Source organism: Rhodococcus sp. BH4 (assembly GCF_002079265.1).
Taxonomy (GTDB): domain Bacteria; phylum Actinomycetota; class Actinomycetes; order Mycobacteriales; family Mycobacteriaceae; genus Rhodococcus_F; species Rhodococcus_F qingshengii.
Genome location: NZ_CP014941.1, coordinates 5,331,900 through 5,348,508, shown reverse-complemented (window position 1 = coordinate 5,348,508; position 16,609 = coordinate 5,331,900). Strand labels below are relative to the sequence as shown.

General features: G+C 62.1%; 16 protein-coding genes. 11 read left to right on the top strand and 5 right to left on the bottom strand.

What is annotated here, in order from left to right; all coding sequences use genetic code 11:
- Nucleotide 1 precedes the first annotated feature (1 nt).
- Together A0W34_RS24675 and A0W34_RS24670 are read left to right on the top strand one after the other, a co-directional pair.
- Entirely contained in the window at nucleotides 2-1,018 is a 1,017-nt protein-coding gene (locus A0W34_RS24675) for a TIGR03617 family F420-dependent LLM class oxidoreductase (RefSeq protein WP_050656598.1), read from the top strand.
- A 30-nt stretch (nucleotides 1,019-1,048) separates the two neighbouring features.
- Nucleotides 1,049-1,600: a pyridoxamine 5'-phosphate oxidase family protein gene (locus A0W34_RS24670; RefSeq protein WP_081558438.1), complete on the top strand. Its 552-nt coding sequence runs from the start codon at nucleotides 1,049-1,051 to the stop codon at nucleotides 1,598-1,600.
- A 79-nt stretch (nucleotides 1,601-1,679) separates the two neighbouring features.
- On the opposite strand, the gene A0W34_RS24665 is transcribed toward A0W34_RS24670, so the two are convergent.
- Complete coding sequence (locus A0W34_RS24665) at nucleotides 1,680-3,212, bottom strand: FAD-dependent oxidoreductase (RefSeq protein ID WP_037128865.1); 1,533 nt, start codon at nucleotides 3,210-3,212, stop codon at nucleotides 1,680-1,682.
- 153 nt (nucleotides 3,213-3,365) lie between these two features.
- On the opposite strand from A0W34_RS24665, the gene A0W34_RS24660 reads away from it, so the two are divergent.
- The 7 genes from A0W34_RS24660 (at nucleotide 3,366) to A0W34_RS24630 (ending at nucleotide 11,159) form a co-directional block, all read left to right on the top strand.
- Nucleotides 3,366-3,992 carry a TetR family transcriptional regulator gene (locus tag A0W34_RS24660; protein ID WP_064688118.1) on the top strand — a complete coding sequence of 209 codons (627 nt, stop codon included), beginning with the start codon at nucleotides 3,366-3,368 and terminating at the stop codon, nucleotides 3,990-3,992.
- Nucleotides 3,993-4,184: 192 nt separating this feature from the next.
- A complete protein-coding gene (locus A0W34_RS24655) occupies nucleotides 4,185-5,348 on the top strand; it encodes a steroid 3-ketoacyl-CoA thiolase (protein ID WP_064688117.1) in 1,164 nt (387 codons plus the stop codon).
- Nucleotides 5,349-5,382: 34 nt separating this feature from the next.
- Nucleotides 5,383-7,563, top strand: a complete 2,181-nt coding sequence (locus A0W34_RS24650; protein WP_081558437.1) for an acyl-CoA dehydrogenase — start codon at nucleotides 5,383-5,385, stop codon at nucleotides 7,561-7,563.
- Between the two features lie 7 nt (nucleotides 7,564-7,570).
- Nucleotides 7,571-8,773 carry a lipid-transfer protein gene (locus tag A0W34_RS24645; protein WP_003940027.1) on the top strand — a complete coding sequence of 401 codons (1,203 nt, stop codon included), beginning with the start codon at nucleotides 7,571-7,573 and terminating at the stop codon, nucleotides 8,771-8,773.
- Nucleotides 8,773-9,642, top strand: coding sequence for a MaoC/PaaZ C-terminal domain-containing protein (locus A0W34_RS24640; RefSeq protein WP_042448411.1), 870 nt, complete (start codon nucleotides 8,773-8,775; stop codon nucleotides 9,640-9,642). Before A0W34_RS24645 ends, A0W34_RS24640 begins: the two co-directional genes overlap by 1 nt.
- Nucleotides 9,642-10,292 carry a PaaI family thioesterase gene (locus A0W34_RS24635; RefSeq protein WP_003940283.1) on the top strand — a complete coding sequence of 217 codons (651 nt, stop codon included), beginning with the start codon at nucleotides 9,642-9,644 and terminating at the stop codon, nucleotides 10,290-10,292. Before A0W34_RS24640 ends, A0W34_RS24635 begins: the two co-directional genes overlap by 1 nt.
- 78 nt (nucleotides 10,293-10,370) lie before the next feature.
- Nucleotides 10,371-11,159, top strand: a complete 789-nt coding sequence (locus A0W34_RS24630) for an SDR family NAD(P)-dependent oxidoreductase (RefSeq protein ID WP_007732675.1) — start codon at nucleotides 10,371-10,373, stop codon at nucleotides 11,157-11,159.
- Between the two features lie 31 nt (nucleotides 11,160-11,190).
- On the opposite strand, the gene A0W34_RS24625 is transcribed toward A0W34_RS24630, so the two are convergent.
- Nucleotides 11,191-12,015: a mycofactocin-coupled SDR family oxidoreductase gene (locus A0W34_RS24625; protein ID WP_003940537.1), complete on the bottom strand. Its 825-nt coding sequence runs from the start codon at nucleotides 12,013-12,015 to the stop codon at nucleotides 11,191-11,193.
- Between the two features lie 135 nt (nucleotides 12,016-12,150).
- Here A0W34_RS24625 and A0W34_RS33240 point away from each other — a divergent pair, with 135 nt between their 5' ends.
- The gene (locus tag A0W34_RS33240) at nucleotides 12,151-12,306 is read left to right on the top strand and encodes a hypothetical protein (protein ID WP_003940615.1); all 156 of its coding nucleotides are present in this window, start codon (nucleotides 12,151-12,153) and stop codon (nucleotides 12,304-12,306) included.
- A 40-nt stretch (nucleotides 12,307-12,346) separates the two neighbouring features.
- On the opposite strand, the gene A0W34_RS24620 is transcribed toward A0W34_RS33240, so the two are convergent.
- Nucleotides 12,347-13,843 carry a DUF222 domain-containing protein gene (locus A0W34_RS24620; protein ID WP_081558436.1) on the bottom strand — a complete coding sequence of 499 codons (1,497 nt, stop codon included), beginning with the start codon at nucleotides 13,841-13,843 and terminating at the stop codon, nucleotides 12,347-12,349.
- Nucleotides 13,844-14,675: 832 nt separating this feature from the next.
- On the opposite strand from A0W34_RS24620, the gene A0W34_RS33480 reads away from it, so the two are divergent.
- A complete protein-coding gene (locus A0W34_RS33480; RefSeq protein WP_232329918.1) occupies nucleotides 14,676-15,191 on the top strand; it encodes a hypothetical protein in 516 nt (171 codons plus the stop codon).
- An 8-nt stretch (nucleotides 15,192-15,199) separates the two neighbouring features.
- Here the strand turns inward: A0W34_RS33480 and A0W34_RS24610 are convergent, their stop codons facing one another.
- Entirely contained in the window at nucleotides 15,200-15,709 is a 510-nt protein-coding gene (locus tag A0W34_RS24610) for a nuclear transport factor 2 family protein (protein ID WP_042924821.1), read from the bottom strand.
- Nucleotide 15,710: 1 nt separating this feature from the next.
- Complete coding sequence (locus tag A0W34_RS24605; RefSeq protein ID WP_081558434.1) at nucleotides 15,711-16,607, bottom strand: TIGR03619 family F420-dependent LLM class oxidoreductase; 897 nt, start codon at nucleotides 16,605-16,607, stop codon at nucleotides 15,711-15,713.
- Between the last annotated feature and the right edge of the window lie 2 nt (nucleotides 16,608-16,609).

The following is a 16,609-nucleotide window of genomic DNA, read 5'->3' as shown; positions in this document are numbered from 1 at the left end:
TATGGAATTGGTGACCTCGCTACCTGCCGACACTCCGCTGCGGCAGGTAGCTCAGCACGTCCGACGCATCGAGAACCTTGGTTTCGACACGGTGCACATCTCCGAAACCATTCGTGATCCGTTTGCGGTGGCGGCCCTGGCCGTCGAGCACAGCAGTACTCTCACTGTCCGGACGTCGATGGTTGTCGCGTTTGCGCGCAGTCCCATGGTGACGGCTTTGGCTGCCTGGGATCTTGCGGGTTTCTCGGGTGGACGATTTCAATTGGGGCTTGCGACGCAGGTGCGTGGGAACATCGTTGGGCGGTACTCGATGCCGTGGACGGATCCTGTTGCGCAACTGCGTGATTACGTCAGCGCTGTACGCGAGATCTTCCGAGTTTTTCAGGAGGGCGGTGAACTCGACCATGCCGGAACGCACTACACCTTCGACCGGCTGCAGCCCTACTTCAATCCGGGGCCGCTCGATGTTCCGGCTCCGGAGATCTGGACCGGGGGAGTGAACTCGCGTATGTGCTCACTGGCGGGAGCCGTCGCCGACGGTTTTGTTTCTCACCCCACCAGCTCCCATCCGAAGGTGCTCGCGGAGAGGATCATTCCATCGTTGACGGCGGGCGGAAGGAAGCCGCGACTGATTGCCGTTCCGAAGATGATCACCGGCAAAGATCCTGCCGCGATACTTGCTCAACGAGAAGCGGTGCGCAGTGAACTTGCCTTTCTCTACTCCACTCCGGCGTACCGAGTCGCGCTGGAGGTCCTCGGATTATCCGAGGTCGGGGAAGAACTGACAGTGATGGCGCGGGCAGGTGATTGGGCTCGACTACCTGCCGTCCTCACCGACGATGTTCTCGACAGGCTGGTCACGCAATGCACCTACGCCGAACTCCCCGAGGTGCTGAGTTCGAAATACGCGAGTCTCTGCGACGGCATTGCACTGGCGGTGCCGGCGAATCCCGCCGACGACCGCGTCTTCGCAGCGATGTGTGAGGAGATTCGAGCCGCCGCAGCGTCTGCCCCGTGACGTCCAGTCGGCGCGAACTACACTCTCGACATGGGGCGCGTCTACGAAGGCATCGATGAAAAGCTCACCACGTGGTTGCAGGCTCAACCGCTGTTCGTCGTTGCCACCGCACCGTTGTCTGCTGACGGGTTGGTCAATTGCTCACCCAAAGGGGGAGTCGGATCGTTTGTGGTGCTGACATCCAACCGGGTGGCGTACCTCGACCTCACCGGCAGCGGTGTGGAAACCATCGCGCACGTGCGCGAGAACTCCCGAATAACACTGATGTTCATGGCGTTTGACGGACCACCGAAGATCGTACGACTGCACGGTCACGGACACGTTCTGCTTGCAGGGTCGGAACCGTTCAACGAGCTTGTCGGTAGGTTCCCTGAGCACACGGGGCTGCGGTCGATCGTCGTGGTCGATCTGACGCGCATTTCGGATTCGTGCGGATACGCAGTACCGCTGATGGACTACCAATCCGATCGTGACGTGCTCGACCGCGTAGCGGAGAAGAGGGGGCCGGAGCGGCTCATCGCCTATCGCGCCGAGAAGAACGCGAAGAGTGTGGACGGGTTGCCCGGTATCGACCTGGAGTGATACAAAATCGCGTCGCCGTGCGAAAGAGTGTGGGGCAGGTGATTCTGACATTGCCTGCCCCACGTCCTCGTTGTGCTGGTTACTTCGCCATGTCCTGGGCTGCTCGGTACGAGAAGACCATGGCCGTGCCGAGCGGAACGCCAGGACCGGGGTAGAAGCGGCCGCTCAGTGACGCGCTCGTGTTGCCGGCGGCGTACAGGCCGTCGATGGCGCTGCCGTCGGCACGCAGGACTCGACCGTTGACGTCGGTGACCAATCCGCCCTTGGTGCCGAGGTCACTGAGGACGATGCGGGCCGCGTAGAACGGACCGTTCTCGATCGCCGTCAGTGCCGCATTCGCGCCGCCGTTGGGTGGGCAGAAGAATGCGTCGTACGGGTCTTCGCCGCGATGGAACTCTTCGTCGACTCCCAGCTTTGCGGCGTCGTTGAACTTTTCGACAGTGCTGCGCAATGCGTCGGCCGGCAGTCCGGTCTTGGCGGCGAGTTCTTCGAGAGTGTCGGCGGCGACCCAGGTTCCGGCCTCGAGGTGCTTGGCGGGCGCGGTGTTCGGGATGCAGATGGCAGGCAGTCCGCCACCCTCGCGCGAGTCGAAGATCATGAACGACGGCACTGCAGAACCGTTGTCGTCGTGCGCATCCATGGCCCGGCCGAACTGGTCGTACGGGAGAGACTCGTTGAGGTAACGCTCGCCCGCGTTGTCGACGACGAGTCCGCCGCGAACGCCGACCATGAATGCGGCGCTGCCGTCCGGCTGCTCGACGCCGGGGCAGAACCACGCCTGATCGAGCAAAGCGGTTGCGCCACCGACAGCAATTCCGGCGGAGATCGCGTCACCGGTGTTGGCGCCGAAGGGACCCATACTCCAGATCGCTTTGCCGGGGGTGCCGGCCTGCTCACGCATCTCGGCGTTGCCTTCGATGCCGCCCGCTGCCATCAGCACACCGCGGTTCGCCTTGATTCGCTGGGTTTCGCCGCCGGATTCGACCTCGGCGCCGACAACCCGACCGTCTTCCACGATCAGGGAGGTGAGGATGGATTCGGTACGAAGTTCTGCGTTACCGGTGCTCTGGACTGCGGCCAGCAGTCGGCCGATCAGTGCGCGCCCACCGATCATCGGGCCGGGAGCATGATCCTGACCGGTGCGGTCTTGGTCGAGTTCCGGACGCACCTTGCCGGCGAGGTCACCGATGTCGGCGGGATCGAGATCGAGAGGGTTGATGGAGCGTCCCGTGTCCATCCGGCCTTCGGCCTTGTAGTAGTCGGGGAACGCACGGAACTCGAATTCGATGTGCGGGTTCTGCTCGAGTAGTGCGACGACATCGGGAGCGGTCTCGACATAGGCATCCTGGCGCTCGGACTCGGCGTCGCCGAGCAATGCGCGCAGATAGGTGCGTGCGTTCTCCGTCGAGTCGGGGAGTCCCGCACGTTCCTGTACTTGGGTTCCCGGCAGCCAGATGGATGCGCCCGAGTACGCGGAAGTTCCGCCGAAGCGATCGGTTTTCTCGAGGACGATCGTCGTCAATCCTCGAGCTGCCGCGGTGTATGCGCCGGTCAGCGCGCCGCCGCCGGAGCCGACTACCAACACGTCGCACTCGGTGGTCCAGTCCTGCATCATTGCGTCCTAACTCCAAGAGGGTGGGGTGTCCACGGAATACCGCACGGGGAGAGAAGGCCATGCCAGGTCCCACTGAGCGGGCAATATGCCGAGATGGGTGGTCGAGATGAGAGAATTGGCGAGGTCGTTCGCGACCGGGACACAGAATCGATGATGGGGGCGACGTTGCCGAGAATTGCCGAGGTCAGGGACGCTGCAGAGCCCAGTTCGGACGAGCAGCGGGCGCGCCATGTGCGGATGCTGGAAGCGGCAGCCGAATTGGGGACCGAGAAGGAACTCTCACGGGTACAGATGCACGAGGTCGCCAAGCGGGCGGGCGTGGCCATCGGCACTCTTTATCGCTATTTCCCCTCGAAGACGCACCTCTTCGTCGCTGTGATGGTCGAGCAGATCGACCAGATCGGTGCCAGCTTTGTCAGGCATCAGGTTCAGTCGGACAATCCGCAGGATGCGGTGTACGAGGTATTGGTTCGCGCGACTCGCGGGTTACTGCGTCGGCCGGCTCTCTCGACTGCGATGCTGCAGTCGTCCAGTACCGCCAACGTCGCGACGGTGCCGGACGTGGGAAAGATCGATCGCGGCTTCCGGCAGATCATTCTCGATGCGGCCAGGATCGAGAACCCCACCGAGGAAGACAACACCGGGTTGCGTCTGCTGATGCAGTTGTGGTTCGGGGTCATCCAATCGTGCCTCAACGGTCGAATCTCCATCCCCGATGCGGAGTACGACATCCGCAAGGGATGCGACCTGCTTCTGGTGAATCTCTCACGGCACTGACGTGACTTCGCCCCTCTCTGGGGTGGGTTCGTCATGTTCGCAAAATTGAAATCAATTCTATTTTTGAATCCGCATCAGTTGAGAGTTGATGTCAATCCGGACATTGCCCTGACATCATTAATAGAATAAATTACAGAAAATTAGACGGTGAGCCAGCTCACCGACCGAAAACTCCACGAAGGAGCGAACATCATGGGTCATGCAGTCATCGTCGAGGCCGCTCGGACACCGATCGGCCGTCGTCGCGGCGCCCTGGCGGGACTGCACCCCGCCGAGATTCTGGGAGCAGCGCAGCTCGGCGTTCTCGAACGGGCAGGCGTCGCACCGGAAGACATCGGACAGATCATCGGCGGCTGTGTCACCCAGGCAGGTGAGCAGTCCAACAACGTCACGCGGCAGGCGTGGCTGCACGCCGGATTGCCGTACAGCACCGCGGCAACCACTATCGACTGCGCCTGTGGATCCGCCCAGCAGGCAGTGCATTTGATTTCCGGCCTGATTTCGTCTGGTCAGATCTCGGCCGGTATCGGCTGCGGCGTCGAGGCTATGAGCCGTGTGTTCCTGGGTCAGGCAAACGCACCGGGAACGGGAAACCCGTACCCGGACGACTGGACCATCGACATGGGTGACCAGTTCACCTCCGCGCAGCGAATTGCCGAGAAGCGTGGGATCACGCGCGCCGACGTCGACGCGTTCGGTCTGGAATCGCAGCGCCGCGCAGCTAAGGCTTGGGCAGAAGGACGCTTCGACCGCGAGATCGTGCCCGTCAAGGCTCCCGTGGTGGACAAGGAAGGCGTGCCTACCGGTGAGATCGCCACTGTCACTCGCGACGGGGGACTGCGTGAGACGACGGCAGAAGCGCTGGCTGGGCTCAAGCCGGTCATCGAAGGCCATATCCACACCGCCGGCAACTCGTCGCAGATCAGTGATGGCGCGGCTGCGGTACTGCTGATGAGCGAAGAGCGCGCACAGGAACTGGGATTGAAGCCCCGCGCGCGGATCGTCGCGTCCGGCATGGTCGGATCCGATCCCTTCTATCACCTGGACGGGCCGATCGAGTCCACCCAGATGGTGCTCGACAAGGCCAAAATGACCTTGGACGACATCGATCTCGTCGAAATCAACGAAGCCTTTGCCTCGGTCGTGCTCTCCTGGGCGCAGGTTCACGGCGCAGACCTGTCCAAGGTCAACGTCAACGGTGGTGCGATCGCGCTCGGACATCCCGTCGGTTCCACGGGCGCTCGTCTGATCACCACTGCGCTGCACGAACTCGAGCGCTCGAACAAGTCGACGGCTCTGGTCACGATGTGCGCCGGTGGCGCTCTCTCGACCGCCACCATTATCGAACGCATCTGACCCGTACTGACACTGTCGAATTGACGAGGTAGACATGACTATTGGATTGAGTGAAGAAGATCGTGACCTCCGCGACTCCGTACGGGGCTGGGCGGCGCGTCACGCAACACCCACCGTCGTCCGTGAAGCCGTCGAGGCGAAGGTCGAAACTCGCCCCCAACTCTGGAACGGGCTTGCCGAGCAGGGGCTTCTCGGACTACACGTAGCCGAGGAATTCGGCGGCGCAGGATACGGATTGGTCGAACTCGCCATCGTCGTCGAGGAACTTGGACGCTCGATGGTTCCCGGACCGTTCCTGCCGACGGTAGTGGTCAGCGCTGTTCTCAGCGATGCCGGAGAAACGGACAGACTGCCGACGCTCGTGGATGGCAGCACGCTCGGAGCTGTTGCACTACAGCCGGGTTCGCTGAAGATCACCCGCGACGGCGACAACACCACCCTCAGCGGAACGTCCAGCCTTATTCTCGGCGGCCATGTCGCTGACCTGTTCCTCCTCGCGACGGACAGCGGATTCGTTCTGCTCGGACGTGACCGCCTCGAGGTCACGGACTTGGCCAGCTACGACGTCGTGCGTCGTAACTCCGAGGTCACCGTCGACGGTTTGGTGCTCACCGATTCCGAGATCCTCGCCATCGATACCCAGCGTGTACTGGACATTGCCGCAACACTGTTCGCGGCCGAGGCATCAGGCTTGGCCGACTGGGCAGTCACGACGTCGGCCGACTACGCGAAGGTGCGTCAGCAGTTCGGTCGCCCGATCGGCCAGTTCCAGGGTGTCAAGCACAAGGCTGCACGTATGCTCGCGCTTGCCGAACAGGCACGCGTCTGCGCTTGGGACGCTGCGCGTGCGCTGACTCCCGCCAACGGCGTCGGTGCCGAAGAGGCTTCTCTCGCAGCAGCCGTCGCCGGAGCCACGGCCCTCGAGGCTGGCTTCTCCGTCACGCGTGACTGCATCCAGGTGCTCGGCGGAATCGGCTACACGTGGGAGCACGACGCGCACCTGTACCTGCGCCGCGCGCAGTCCCTGCGAATTCTGCTGGGTTCCACGGCATCCTGGCGTCGTCGCGTTGCCGAGCTGACCATTGCCGGAACCCGTCGCGTGCTCAGCGTCGAGCTGCCGCCCGAGGCCGAGGCGATCCGAGCCGACGTCCGAGCCGAGCTCGCTCCTGCACTCGAACTCGAAGGCGCCGCCCAGAAAACGTATCTCGCGGAAAAGGGCTACACCGCACCGCACTTCACGGCTCCGTGGGGCAAATCCGCCGACGCCGTCAGCCAGCTGGTCATCGCCGAAGAGCTGCGCGCTGCGAAGATCAAGCCGCACGACATGATCATCGGCAACTGGGTCATCCCGACGCTCATCGCGCACGGCAACGAAGAGCAACTTGCCAAGTTTGTCCCGCCGTCACTGCGCGGCGACATCGTCTGGTGCCAGCTCTTCTCCGAGCCCGGCGCAGGTTCCGACCTCGCGGCGCTGAGCACCAAGGCCACCAAGGTTGATGGTGGCTGGAAGTTGCAGGGCCAGAAGGTGTGGACGTCGATGGCACGCGACGCGCACTGGGGAATCTGCCTCGCGCGCACCGACGCCGACGCCCCCAAGCACAAGGGTCTGTCCTACTTCCTGATCGACATCAAGAACAGCGGCCTCGACATTCGCCCGCTTCGCGAGATCACCGGTGAAGCACTGTTCAACGAAGTCTTCTTCGACGACGTCTTCGTTCCCGACGAGTGCCTGGTCGGCGAGCCAGGCGACGGCTGGAAGCTCGCTCGCACCACGCTGGCCAACGAGCGTGTCTCGCTGTCCAACGACTCGTCGCTCGGATCGGGTGGCGAGGCTCTTCTGAGCCTGGTCGACGGACTGCCCGGTGGCATCGACGACGAGCAGCTGACCGTGCTCGGAAAGGTGCTGTGCGACGCGCAATCCGGTGGTCTGCTCGGTCTGCGCACCACGCTGCGCTCGCTCACCGGCGCGCAGCCGGGTGCCGAATCCTCGGTGGCGAAGCTGATCGGTGTCGAGCACATCCAGCAGGTCTGGGACGTGGCAATGGAGTGGGCCGGACCGAGTTCACTTCTGGGCGAACAGCATCGGATGTCTGCAACCCAGATGTTCTTGAACTCGCAGTGCATGTCCATCGCGGGTGGTACAACCAATGTTCAGCTCAACATCATCGGTGAGCGAATCCTGGGTCTGCCTCGCGACCCTGAACCGGGAAAGTGACCTGCACATGAGCAATCGCACCTTCGTCATCGGCGTCGGCATGACCAAGTTCGAGAAGATCGAGACCCGCGACTGGGAATACCCGGACATGGTGACCGAAGCCGTCTCGAATGCCCTGACCGATGCCGGGATCGGCTACGGCCAGATTCAGCGTGCTGCGGTCGGTTACGTGTTCAACGCGTCGACAGCAGGACAGCGAGCTCTCTACGAGACCGGTCTGACCGGCATTCCGATCTTCAACGTCAACAACAACTGCGCGACCGGCTCGACGGCGCTGATGATGGCGCGCGAGTGGGTCCAGGCCGGACAAGCCGAGTGCGCCTTGGCCGTCGGCTTCGAGAAGATGACCAAAACGGCGTTGACCGGTAACGGTGAGATGCCCAAGGTCACGACCTTGGACTCTCAGCTGAAGATCATGGTCGAGGATTACGGGTTCGCCCGATCGCCGATGACAGCTCAGCTGTTCGGTAACGCTGCCGTCGAGCACATGAAGAAGTACGGCACCACGGTCGAGCAGATCGCAGCGGTGGCGGTCAAGAATCACAAGCATTCGGTGAACAATCCGTACGCACAGTTCCGTGACGAGTACACCCTCGAACAGGTACTCGGCGACAAGATGATTCACGAGCCGCTGACACGTTCGCAGTGCTCGCCGACCTCGGACGGCGCCGGAGCCGCGATCGTCGTGAGCGAGAAGTTCGTGCGTGAGCACGGCCTCGAAGACCGGGCGATCGAAATCGTCGCACAGGCGTTGACCACTGACACCGAGGCAGCGTTCGCCGAGAAGTCGATGATCGACGTGGTCGGCGCGCCGATGACGGCAGCTGCGGCAGAGCAGGTCTTTGCGCAGGCCGGGATCACCATCGATGACGTCGACGTCATCGAACTGCACGACTGCTTCGCGATCAACGAGATCATCACCTACGAGGGCCTGGGGATGTGCGCGGTCGGAGAAGGCGGAAAGCTCGTCGAATCCGGCGCGACCACGTACGGCGGCCAGTGGGTCGTCAACCCGTCGGGTGGTTTGATCTCGAAGGGACACCCGCTGGGCGCGACGGGCTTGGCGCAGTGCGCCGAACTCACGTGGCAGCTCCGCGGGACCGCGGATGCGCGGCAGGTCGAAGGCGCTCGTATTGGCTTGCAACACAACCTCGGACTGGGCGGCGCGTGCGTCGTGACGGTCTACCGAGCCGGAACTTTGGAGAACTGATGGCTATCGATCTCGAGGTGGCGTTGGCCGCCGAACCGACTGTGCGCGAGGCGTCGTGGACCGATCGCGACGTCATGCTCTACCAATTGGGACTCGGGGCAGGGGTGAATGCTCTCGATCCCGCCGAACTGACCTGGGTGTACGAAAAGGGGCTGAAGGTACTCCCGACGTTTGCAATGGTTGCAGGCCAGGGAGTTTCGGCGGGTGTACTGCCCGCACCGTCGATGAGTATGCCGGGAATCGACATCGATCTGCGAAAGATCCTGCACGGTGGGCAGTCGCTGGCACTTCACGCGCCCATCCCGTCGACGGGTGCTGCCCGTATTTCCTCTCGGGTCGCCGATGTCTGGGACAAGGGTAAGGCAGCTGTGATCGTTCTCGAGACGGCGGCCGAGGACCTGGACGGGAATCCGTTATGGACCACCGGAATGCAGATCTGGGCGCGCGGCGAAGGTGGATTCGGCGGCAACGCCGGACCCGAAGTTGTTGCCGGGGTGCCTGATCGAGCGCCCGACAAGGTACTGACGTCGAGCACGAGTCCCTCACAGGCGCTGGTGTACCGACTCAGTGGAGACATGAACCCGCTGCACGCTGATCCCTCCTTCGCGAAGATGGCGGGCTTCGATGCACCGATTCTGCACGGCCTCGCGTCGTACGGCATCGTCTGCAAGGCCGTGGTAGACGGGATTCTCGACGGAGATCCGACGCGGGTGAAGAACTACTCGGTGCGGTTTGCCGGTTCGCTCTTCCCCGGCGAATCCATCACCACCTCGGTATGGCAGGACGGCAACACACTGACGTTGGCGGCGACGTGCCCCGAACGCGAGAACTCCCCGGTTCTCACGCACGCAACAATGGAGATCAACTGATGGACCTCGGTTCGCACCCCACAGCAGCGACACATCCGGGCGGCACGATTCTGACGTCGCCGCCGCAGGACGCCCCGGTCGACCGGGCCACGGCAGCAGCGCGTCGCGTTGTCGACGCGATGCTGCGCACCGACCGCGGAAACGCCAATCTGGACCGGGTTGCGGAGGAGCTCAACAGCATTGCCGAGCACCTCGAGCAGCACTCACCCGAGGTGGCCGAGCGCTTGATCGACATGTGGAACGGTGAGGGCGTGACTCGTCACGACCCCGTGACCGGCCCCGAGAACGCCATTGCGCCGCCGCTCGTTCTGGAAGGGCTCGCTGACGGGTCGGTGCAGGGAGTGGTCACGTTGACGCTGCCGTACCAGGGCCCTCCCGGCCATGTGCACGGCGGTGTTTCGGCGCTGCTGCTCGATCACGTTCTCGGCGTCGCGAACGCCTGGGGTGGAACTTCCGGCATGACAGCACAATTGAGCACTCGGTACCATCGCCCGACTCCGCTGTTCGAGCCACTCACGATCAGCGGCAAATTCCTGTCCAAGGACGGCCGCAAGATTCACACCGTCGGTGAGATCAAAACTGCGGACGGCGAATTGTGTGTGTCGGTAGAGGGACTGTTCATCGACAAGACCGTGCCGCGCCCCAGGTAGGGGCTTCGCCCCCGTGCGCCTTTTTGGTAGTGGGAACTACCAAAAAGGCGCACAGGGGTTCTGACGAAGGAGGGCCCAGTGGGCAAGCTCGACGGACGTGTAGCAGTGGTCACCGGTGCCGGTATGGGCATCGGGCGCGGAGTGGCGGGCGCGTTCGCGCGTGAAGGCGCGTCGGTGTTGGTTGCCGAGATCGACGAGGCAGCGGGCCTCGAAACCACCCAGTGGTTGCGGGACGAATGGGGCGCGGAGGCGGAATTCGTCCGGACCGACGTCACTGACAAAGCTCAGGTTGTTGCCATGGTCGACAAGTCCGTCGAGCGGTTCGGACGCCTCGACATCCTGGTCAACAATGCTTGGCGGACTTTCGGTTTCGCTCGGCTCGAGAAGATGACCGACGAGCAATTGCGCGGCGGTTTCGACATGGCAGTGATGGCGGCATTCTGGGCGATGCAGGCTGCCCTGCCGGAACTGGAGCGTCACGGCACGGGCCGCGTGATCAACATGTGCAGCCTCAACGGCGTGAATGCTCACATGTACTCGGTGCAGTACAACGCGGCGAAGGAAGCATTGCGAACCCTGACTCGCACTGCTGCCCGCGAGTGGGCTCCCAAGCAGGTGAACTGCAACGTCATCTGTCCCGGTGCGCAGAGTGCGGCGTACAAGCGTGTCGCCGAAGCCAATCCGGAGAACGTGGCAGTGATGGCCGCACAGAACCCGATGGGGCGGATCGGCGATCCCCTCGACGACATCGGCCCCGTTGCGGCCTTCCTGGCAAGTGACGACAGCCGTTACGTCACCGGCAACACCCTCTTCGTCGACGGTGGTGGGCACATCAACGGCGTGCAGTGGGCGCCGACCGTCGACTGATCGACGGCGACGCAGCCGGTGTATCCGGCGTCTATTTGGCCGTGAACCCGGCGTCGACCGGCAACGCGATACCTGTGACGTATCGAGCCTGATCCGAAACCAGCCAGGCTATCGCGTTGCTGACGTCGGCAGCTTCGATCAACTCGACGTTCAAGAGGTTGCCCACGTCGGCTCCGCTCGATGTCGGGGAGTCCGCAAACAGCTTCGCGACCGCGTCGTTGACGACCATCGGTGTATTCGCGCCAGTCGGGTGCACGGAGTTGACACGAATATTGTGGGGAGCAAGCCAGTGCGACCACGTGCGCCCAAGCCCCACGATGGCGTGTTTACTCGCGCAGTAGCCGTCGGATCCGCCGGTGCCGTCACCTCCACGACCGACAAGTCCCAGAGTTGATCCGGTAAGGACTATTGCGCCACCTGTACCTTGTTCGATCATCGCGGGCGCTGCGGCCTGGACGGTATTCCAGACGCCGAATAGGTTGACCTCCATCTGGTCGCGGAAGGCGCGAGCATCGTCGATATCCGGGGACATCATGCCGATACCGGCGTTGGCCAGGACGATGTCGACGCTGCCCAGCTCCGCAATTCCTTCGGATACCGCAGTTCGCAGTGCGGACAGATCGCGAACATCCACTTCTCGCGCGACGATACTTCGTCCCAGGTTCTCGACCGCTGCTGTTGTCTGCCGCAAATCGTCGGCGGTTCCCATCGGGTAGGCCACCGATTCGATCTGACGGCAGATGTCGAGCGCAATGATGTTCGCGCCCTCCTGCGCCAATCGCACGGCGTGGCTCCTGCCCTGACCTCGGGCGGCCCCGGTGATCAGTGCGGTTTTGCCTTCCAACTGTCCGGGCATGCGTGCTCCGTCCGTCGTGAATCATGATTACTCGGTCATGAGTACTGACCCGAGGGGACGGCGAAATTCGTCGCCGGCGACGTAGTCTGAGTTCAGTTACAGCGGGAACTCGCTTCGGAAGAGAAGAGGCTCGGGATGTCCGATTGGGTGAAGAAGGTCGAAGCTGAAGCCAAAGGGCTCCTCGCCGAGGCGGAAGAAGAGCTGACCGTCCTCGAAGGTGTCGACACCATAGATCCGCTTGCCGACGACGATCCGGCACCAGAAGACGGCACCAAGCCGACGTCAGACTGACCCTGCGACCCGTCGGCGCGCCTCGACACCGCTCGGTATCTCAGAACGGTGGCGGGTCGTCTCCGAAATCGATGGGTTCTCGGTGAGCCGGCGGTGATTTCCACTGCCTACATTGAACGTATTTCTCTGCTCGTTTCTGTATCCGTCGGCGCTGGCGATTGCGTTCACTCTGGATACGGGCAGCTTTGTTCTCCGCCTGGGTCCGCCGATTTCGACCGCCCTGGGGCGGTGTCGGTTCGTGCGATCCAGCCATCAGTCCTGCGGGTCGCGTTCGGTAACAATGCCCGGTCGGCGACGTCAGCGACATGGTCCGATCCTCGTTCGACGCGAACCGCCACCGGTCGGAATGCTTGAGGCGATGATGGTTGCGGCAGAACGCACTCATATTCGACGCGATCGTTTTACCGCCGCATTCGGGGTCGCCGTGATGGAACGGTTCATTGTGGTCCAGATCGGAATTCCAGGCCGGGACATCACAATGCAGCCATTGGCAGCTGCCCGCGATGATCCGTAACCAGGTATCGAGAACGGCGCCCGGTCGGTAGACGCGCGCCGAAGCAGGCACCGGCTCTGCGACGTCATCAGCAGGTGCGCGGACGTTTCGAATTGCGGCGTCACGGGCGATATCGCGAGCATGCTCAGCGCTGATCACCCCGTACCCGTCGAGGTGGGCGGGCTCACCGCCACCGTGCAGAGTGGAATCAGTCATCACGACGTGAACCACGGGCCGACGAACGACAACACCACCGCTACGATCCTGCGGGCAATCATCTCGGCCACAGTTGCACGGCAAGAATTGTGATCCGTTGGTCAACTCGAAGAGCGAGTCGGCTCGTCGCTGCTCGTACGTTCGTGAGTCGTTTCGGCATACCGACACTGCCAACTCGCGTAGTCGGCCGTCGAATGCCCGAGCCTGCTCTGCCGGAACGCTTCCCAAGATCTTTGCCATCCCGTCCTCGGCAGCGCTGACTCCGACGAACCGATCGGTGAGAGCACGGCGTCGGCGTTCTCGCATACCTTCCGGGTCCACCATCGCCACGATCCGATCGATCGCCGCTGTCAGTCGTCTTCCCGTCAAGCCCGTTCCGCCTGCTACTGGTGGGGCGAGAACCTGCTCGAGCAGTAGTCGTTCCACCTCGTCGATCAATTCGTCTTTCACGTTCGCGGTCGCGGAATCGATCAAACCAACTCGGTACAGATCCAACTCGCCACGCGCCATCGCCGCGCGAGTGCGATGCAGACGAGTCTTTAACGAGAACCCCAACCCGATCAGCTTGCCGGCAGCCGCGCGACCCATCGTCAGTGACGCACCGACTTCCGACTCCGCCAACTCGTGTGCGGTCGACGACCACGCACCACTGGCGACGTGCTCCGAGCTTCGCCGCGAAAAGAACTCGGCAATCACAGCGAGCTTGCGTTCGACCAGCATCGCCTCGCATGCATGCAGATCGGTCATGAGATCAACCAGCGCACAATCAGTTTCGGTACCGGTCAGCTGTGCTGAGATACCGAAGAGCTCTGTTGTCGGGTTGAACATGCACCCATTATATTCGAATGTGTGTTCGATGTGAACTGAATTCTCAAATCAGTCGGAATAGTCCGAATCGGCCGAAATGCTTATTGTGCTTGCGTTTTGGATCCTGTTCATTCGAAACTCGAACATGATCGTCGTGCCACTGTGTAAGTATCGGCTTGTGGCAGACAACGCGGTGAAACTCAGTGAACAGTCGCTTGTGCTCTTCATGGACTATGGACAGTTTTACATATACGGCGACGACGACGGTTTCGGGAGGGAAACGGACCTGCTCGAACTCGCGATGGCTTCGCGCCCTGCGTACAGTGACGGCACAGTTGTGATTGTCCTGAGCCCGCACCAGAACAACTTCAACATGCATACAACGGTCGAAGTCTGGTCCTCCCGACCCACATCCGATCGCGAGAAATGGCAGCAGGTCAGTGAGTCGTTTCTGACGGTTGGTCCGCAGGGGTCAATCAGCTTTGATTCACCTCCGGGTGGGGAGTTCATTGTCTGTGATGTACCCGAGGGGTCATATCTGGTTGAGATTGCCGGCCGCGGTTTTGTAAACTACGGCTGGCCCGGATCGACGGAACCCGGAGATGTTTGGCGGGTGCGTATGTGGCCTGCAGGTGGTGACGAGGTGCGGCCATCGCTGCAGTGGGACATGCCGGGATATGGCGTTCCTGTGGACGAACCGATACCTGAACCGATTCCTCGTCCACAACGGGACATCGAGTCGAAATGGATAACGATTTACGGCGAGAACGGCGAGCCGTCCAGGGTTGTGCAAATCAGTGACCTCCGCGCCGAAGCTGCTGAACGAGAGCGGCAGGAGTGGGGAGGAGATCCGATGCCTGAACTCGAACGATTCCAGTCCGGCAAAGAACTAGCTCGTATGGACCGACCACTTGCCGAAGCGGTCGTCCGCATGAACGTCGCGACTCTTCGTCGACTCGCGTTTTGGGCCGCTGTGCAGGCGTATGAGCATGCGGGATTAGCCGACAGGGATTGGGTTCGTCCGGCCCTCAACGCTATGCATGTGGGACAACAACTTCCGGAACCCTTCGGAAATCGCACAACGGCATTCGAGCACCTACACGAGGAGGAATTCGGTGCGGGGACCGACAATGTGGAGTTGGAAGTCAAGATCGAGATAGTGGACCATTCGTCGCAACCGGAGTCCAATCCGTTCGATCACGGGAATATTCATGTCCCGTCCTACGCTCTCAATGCGATTTTCGACGCGATCGAATCGGACCCGTTGACCGCAGCGGTCAATGCATTGGGAACGGCAGCAGTCACGTTCGGGAAGGATATCCGCATGTTGTTCGCGAGAGCGCGAGTTGAATTCGACCTCGCAGACTGAACCCCAAATTATTCAAGGGACCTTCGTAGTGCGGTGAGCGGATCCGAGGCATCTCGACGCCCACGCGGACCAGGCCCTTCGGGGTTGACGAAGCGGCCCTCGTCCGAGCGAGTCCACTCGCGTACGGCCCATCTCTCCTTGATCGCCCAACGGCCGTCGCGCCGCTCCATGTGGTCGATGAACCGCGCACCACTGGTGAAGTTGATCATTCCGATGTCTTCGGGCCCGCCCCAGTGTGTGGACATCGAATATGCCTCGCTGATCGCGTGGTCGCCGTGCAGTTCGACCAGGTGGTTGCCGATGTGGTGCATCGTGCCGCCGATCGCGGAGAGTTTTGTTGTGGCCCAGGCGATGTACTCGTCGATGGTGCCGTCGAATCCGGTGTGATGGTCGATCGCGTCCGGGTGGTAGGCGCTGCGGACGAGATCGAAGTCGAGGCGATCGATGCCGCGGCAGTACGTCAGAACCACCTCACGAATTGCCTGCTTGTCGATGAGATCCTGCAGTGCCTGGTCCATGTCACGCCTCCTTGATGCTGGTCATCCAGTCGAGTAATTCCGGTAGTTCTTCGGCAGCGCAATCGAATACGGCAGGCCGAAGCACCACGGCAGACGCGCCGCGGTCGGACCAGTCCAGGACCTTGTCAGCGGTTGCCGAGAGGTCGACGGACCGATTGTCGCGCCGAACCGGCGCCGCAGACACTTGCACACGTGCGGTATCCGGCTCGCGGTCGTGGGCTTCGAACGTGTTGCGCAGCAATGTGACACTGTCGGTGAACGTTCCCAGGTCGGTCGGGTTCACGGTCCAACCGTCGGCGACGCGTGCTATGCGGTCGAAGTTCCGCCGGCTTGGTCCGAAACCGAAGAGCACCGGTACGCGATTTTGGATCGGCAGCGGGAGGCTGTGGTAGTTCTCGAAGGCGAAGTCGCGTCCCTTGAAGGTGGCCGGAGCATTGGTCCACAGTTCGCGACACGCTGCGACAGCCTCCTCCATGCGCCCGAATCGCGCGTCGAAAGGCATGTTGGTAGCGGTGTATTCGGCTTCTTGCCAACCGACGCCGAAACCCATGACGGCTCGACCTTCGGACAATGAGTCGAGAGTTGCAACTTGTTTGGCAAGCAGGGCGGCTGGGCGAACAGTGGCGATCAGAACCGATACTCCGAGGCGAGCGCGTTCGGTCACTGCGGCGATCGAGGAAAGAAGTGAAATCGGTTCGTACCAAGGGTGATCCAACGGGAACAAGAAGTTGTATTCGGCTACCCGCTGAGCGTGTGCTTCGGCATTGAACCCGAGATGATCGCCGGTGCAGATCAGATCGATCCCGGCACGGTCAGCACGCGCGGCGAAGTCCAGAACCGGGCGAATCTTGCCGTCGAACAGGGCCTCGAGGCCCAAGATGTTGACGCCGATTTCCACAG